This is a genomic window from Streptomyces sp. NPDC060209, assembly GCF_042728155.1.
Classification (GTDB): Bacteria; Actinomycetota; Actinomycetes; order Streptomycetales; family Streptomycetaceae; genus Streptomyces.
This window is the reverse complement of record NZ_JBHWZS010000460.1, coordinates 1-4,869: the sequence shown is the minus strand read 5'-3', so window position 1 is coordinate 4,869 and position 4,869 is coordinate 1. Positions and strand designations below refer to the sequence as shown.

Sequence of the window (4,869 nt, the reverse complement as noted above, 5' to 3'; positions counted from 1 at the left end):
GGAATCCTGGCGGCCGCGGTCGTGCGGGGTGGGCGGGGCTGGAGCCTCTCGTCCGGATCATGCTGGGCTCGCGTGCCCCGGCACCGCCTGGCGACGCACGGCACCGGAGCCCGCGCCCTGATCCAGCCTGCTCCGAACGAAAGACCCTAGAGCGTGCGCTCCAGACGGTCGGCCATCAGCCTGCTGAAGCGCGAGGGGTCACTCAGCTCGCCTCCGTCCGAGAGGAGCGCCAGCCCGTGGACGAGCTCGGCCGTCTCGGCCAGCTCGGTGCCGGTGCCCTCCTCGCCGCTCTGCTCGGCGTACGCCTTGTTCAGCCCGCTGATCAGCGCGTGCGAGGGGTTGAGTTCGAGGATGCGCTTGATGTGCGGCACCTCCTGGCCCATGGCGCGGTACATGTTCTCCAGCGCGGGGGTGGCATCGTGCGTGTCCGAGACGATGCAGGCCGGCGAGACGGTGAGCCGCGAGGAGAGACGTACCTCCTTCACGGTGTCGCCGAGCTGCTCCGTCATCCAGGTCAGCAGACCGGCGTAGTCCTGCTGCTGCTTCTCACGCTCGGCCTCGACCTCCTTCTTCTCCTCGTCGGTGTCCAGGTCGACCTCGCCCTTGGAGATGGACTGGAGCGGCTTGCCGTCGAACTCGGGGACGGACTGGACCCAGACCTCGTCGACGGGGTCGGTCAGCAGGAGGACCTCGAAGCCCTTGGCGCGGAACGCCTCCATGTGGGGTGAGCTCTCCATGGCCGCGCGCGACTCGCCCGTCATGTAGTAGATCTGTTCCTGGCCCTCCTTCATCCGCTCCACGTACGAGCGCAGGGTGGTCAGCCCCTCCTCGTCCTGGGTCGAGGCGAACGAGGAGATCTCCAGGATCGCGTCGCGGTTCTCGAAGTCCTGGAAGAGGCCTTCCTTGAGGACCCGGCCGAATTCCTTCCAGAACGTGTCGTACTTCTCGGGGGTGCCGGACCTCATGTCCTTCACCGTCGAGAGCACCTTCTTGACCAGGCGGCGCCGCATCATCTCGATCTGGCGGTCCTGCTGCAGGATCTCGCGGGACACGTTGAGCGACAGGTCCTGGGCGTCGACCACGCCCTTCACGAAGCGGAGATACGTCGGCATCAGCGCTTCGCAGTCGTCCATGATGAATACGCGCTTCACATAGAGCTGGATTCCACGCTTGTGGTCCTGCATGAACAGGTCCTGCGGAGCGTGGGACGGCAGGAAGAGCAGGGCCTGGTATTCGAATGTTCCCTCCGCCTGCATGCGGATGGTTTCGAGCGGTTCGGTCCAGTCGTGGCTGATGTGTTTGTACAGCTCGCTGTACTCCTCATCGGTCACGGAGTCCTTCGACCGGGCCCACAGGGCCTTCATCGAGTTGACCGTCTCGGTCCCGGGCTCGGCGCCCTCCTCGCCCCCCACCGCTGCCATGCGGATGGGCCAGGTGATGAAGTCCGAGTAGCGCTTGACGATTTCCCTGACCTTCCAGGGGGATGTGTAGTCGAAGAGCTTGTCCTCGGCGTCCTCGGGCTTGAGCCGCAAGGTGACCGAGGTGCCCTGCGGTGCGTCGTCGACGGACTCGACCGTGTAGGTGCCCTCGCCGCTGGACTGCCAGCGCGTGCCGGTGTCCTCGCCCGCGCGCCGGGTCAGCAGGGTGACCTCGTCGGCGACCATGAAGCTCGAATAGAACCCGACACCGAACTGTCCGATGAGTTCCTCGGAAGTGGTGGCGTCCTTGGCTTCCTTCAGTTCCTGGAGGAACTTCGCCGTACCGGAGTTCGCGATCGTCCCGATCAACTGCACGACCTCGTCGTGCGACATTCCGATGCCGTTGTCGCGCACGGTCAGCGTGCGCTTCTCCTGGTCGGCCTCGATGGCGATATGGAGGTCGGACGAGTCCGCCTGGAGCGTGTCGTCGCGGAGAGTTTCCAGTCGCAGCTTGTCCAGCGCGTCCGAAGAATTGGAAATGAGCTCACGCAGGAATACATCCTTGTTCGAATAAATCGAATGGATCATCATCTGCAGGAGCTGACGCGCTTCTACCTGAAACTCGAACGTCTCGGCGGGCATGGGTGCGGGTTCCCTTTCCTGGGGTAATCCATCTGAGTCGCTGCTAATCGTAACCAGGCCCCGGCCCGCCCATGTGCCGGTTCGGCCACGGCCGTTGGCCACCCGGTCTCCCAGCGGTGGACGGACACGCGCGCCCGACGCCGGATGCGCGACTTCCCCAACGGGCAGACTGGGGCCCATGGGCGATACGCGAGCGGCTTCCGGGACCGGGCAGGACCCCGGCCTCCCACCTGTGATCACCTGCGGGGAGCCCGGCAGCTTCGCCCGGGGCGTCATGGCCGAGCGCCATCCGGCACTGATCGGGCAGGTGCGCGAGGCCTTCCCGTACGGGCCCCGGCAGCACCGTGCCCTGGACGCCCTGCTGCACGAGATCGTCCACGGCGTCGTCGAACCGCTCGGCCCCGGGAGCCCGGACCGGGACCTCTGGCTGGCGAGGGGACGGGAGCACTTCGGGCGCCCGTGGTTCGACGCCCCGTTCCTCTGGGCCGAGAGCTACTTCTACCGCAGGCTCCTTGGTGCCGTGGGCTATTTCGGGGAGGGCCCCTGGCAGGGCATCGACCCCTTCGCTAGCTTCAAGCGTGCCGAACTCCGCGGCGACACCGTCGAGGAGGAGCTCCGCTCCCTGGACGACCTCGCCGGCGTCCCCTCGGCCGAGAGGGCGGCCGCACTTCTCCAGGCCTCGCTCTGGGGCAACCGCGCCGATCTCGGCTTCAGCGGACCGGCGGGCGAATCCGTTCCCGGTGAGGCCGAACCCGGTCTGGTCGCCGACGACAGCGCAGCGCTGTGGTCGCTCCTGCCGCCCGGGTCCCACGCCACCGTCGCCGTCATCGCGGACAACACGGGACGCGAGCTGATCCCCGACCTCGTACTCGTCGACCACCTGCTCGAACGCGGCCACGCCGACCGGGTGGTGCTCCACGTGAAGCCCGGCCCGTACTACGTCTCCGACGCGATGACGGCCGATGTCGTCGATTGTGTGCGCCGACTGGGCAGGGCCCCCGGTGAGGCCGGCGTGATCGGCGGACGGGTCCGGGAGGCCATGGCCACCGGACGGCTCGACGTCCGCACCCACGCGTTCTTCTGCGCCCCGTTTCCGTACGAGCGGATGCCCGATGACCTCCGGGAGGAGCTCGGTGCGGCGACGCTGACGATCCTGAAGGGCGACCTCAACTACCGGCGCCTGGTGGGCGACCGGCTGTGGCCGGCGACAACGCCTTTCGCCGACCTCACGGCGTACTTCCCGGGGGCCGTCGCAGCGCTGCGTACGCTGAAGTCCGATGTAGTCGTGGGCCTGGACCCGCGCACCTCGGAAAGGCTGGAGCGGTCCGGCCGGGCGTGGCGTACCAGCGGAACGCACGCCCTGATCCAGGTGCGGGCGCGGCCCCATGGGCCCACTCTCAGCGCGCCACCCCGTACCGGCTGAGAAGGTCGTGCCAGCCCTGATCCAACTGATCGATGGTCATGCCGCGTTCGCACGTCAGATGGTGCACGAGGGGGGTGTCGATCGACCCGAGCAGGGTGTGCGCGAGCAGCTCCGGCTCACCCGCCGCACGCGCCTGGCGCAGCAGCAGGGTGACGTGGCTGAGTCTCAGCCGTTGCGCGGGGACGGTGTAGGTGCGCAACGGATCGGTGCGTGAGGCCAGGATCAGCTCGTGGTGGTCGCGCTCGTGGCGCATCAGGGCGGGACCGAAGGCGTGCAGCCGCTCGGCTGCCGGGGCGTCCGGGCCCATGGGAGGCGGGCCGGAGAGGAAGGCGGCCTGCAGCAGGGCCTCGCGGTGGTCGAGGAGCGCGATGAGCAGGCCGGTGCGGTCCTTGAAGCGGCGGAAGACAGTGCCCTTGCCGACTCCGGCGGCCGCGGCCACCGATTCCATGGTGAGATCCGCCGCCCCGCAACTGGCCAGGAGACGGGAGGCGGCGTCCAGCAGAAGCGCTCGATTGCGTGCCGCGTCCGCCCGCAGCAGCTCCGGTTCGCCGACGGCGGCCAGCGTGAGACTCGTCCGCGCCTCGCCGGGGTCGGGCGGCCTGGGCAGCGGGGGAAGGGGAGCGGTCATGGCTTCAGGGTAGCCCTGGACGGACGTAAGTGGACCGCGGTCCGTTTAGGTGGTACAACTTTAAACGGACTGCGGTCCGCTTACTTCTGCATTCTCCGTCTCCCGGGAGCTTCCCCCATGTCTGTACGCATCCTCGCCCTCGTCGGCAGCCTCCGCGCCGGCTCCCACAACCGTCAGCTCGCCGAGGCCGCCGTCAAGCACGCGCCCGAGGGTGTCGAGGTCGTGCTGTACGAGGGTCTCGCCGAGGTCCCCTTCTACAACGAGGACATCGACGTCGAGGGCAGTGTTCCGGCTGCCGCGGCCGAGCTGCGCGCGGCGGCCGGTCAGGCCGACGCGTTCGTGCTGTTCTCGCCCGAGTACAACGGCACCATGCCGGCCGTGCTGAAGAACGCCATCGACTGGCTGTCCCGCCCGTACGGTGCCGGCGCCCTGACCGCCAAGCCGGTCGCCGTGGTCGGTACCGCCTTCGGTCAGTTCGGTGGCGTGTGGGCCCAGGACGAGGCCCGCAAGGCGGCCGGTCTCGCGGGTGGAGCGGTCCTCGCGGAGGCCAAGCTCTCCATCCCCGGCTCCGTGACCCGCTTCGCCGAGATCCACCCGGCGGACGACGCCGAGGTCGTCACCTCGCTGACCGAGGTGCTCCGTCAGGTCGCCGAGGGCACCGCGGCGGCCGTCTGATCCATGACCGCGGCGCGCCGAGGATGCCGCGCCGATGTCTTCGCGCCCCGGCGCATCTGTGGGCCCGGCCCCTCTCCCAGGAG

Annotated in this window: 4 protein-coding genes; 2 read left to right on the top strand and 2 right to left on the bottom strand. The window is 68.7% G+C overall.

Annotated features, from left to right (window positions below; all coding sequences use genetic code 11):
- Positions 1–146: 146 nt before the first annotated feature.
- Positions 147–2,060 carry a molecular chaperone HtpG gene (gene htpG, locus ACFWFI_RS41025; protein WP_387400790.1) on the bottom strand — a complete coding sequence of 638 codons (1,914 nt, stop codon included), beginning with the start codon at positions 2,058–2,060 and terminating at the stop codon, positions 147–149.
- A gap of 178 nt (positions 2,061–2,238) precedes the next feature.
- On the opposite strand from htpG, the gene ACFWFI_RS41020 reads away from it, so the two are divergent.
- Entirely contained in the window at positions 2,239–3,483 is a 1,245-nt protein-coding gene (locus ACFWFI_RS41020; RefSeq protein ID WP_387400788.1) for a damage-control phosphatase ARMT1 family protein, read from the top strand.
- Here ACFWFI_RS41020 and ACFWFI_RS41015 read toward each other — a convergent pair.
- Positions 3,458–4,111, bottom strand: coding sequence for a TetR/AcrR family transcriptional regulator (locus ACFWFI_RS41015; protein ID WP_387400787.1), 654 nt, complete (start codon positions 4,109–4,111; stop codon positions 3,458–3,460). The two genes, ACFWFI_RS41020 and ACFWFI_RS41015, sit on opposite strands and share 26 nt — an antisense overlap.
- 117 nt (positions 4,112–4,228) lie before the next feature.
- On the opposite strand from ACFWFI_RS41015, the gene ACFWFI_RS41010 reads away from it, so the two are divergent.
- Positions 4,229–4,786 (top strand): NAD(P)H-dependent oxidoreductase, encoded by a 558-nt coding sequence (locus tag ACFWFI_RS41010; RefSeq protein WP_387400785.1) that lies wholly within the window; start codon positions 4,229–4,231, stop codon positions 4,784–4,786.
- Positions 4,787–4,869: the final 83 nt, after the last annotated feature.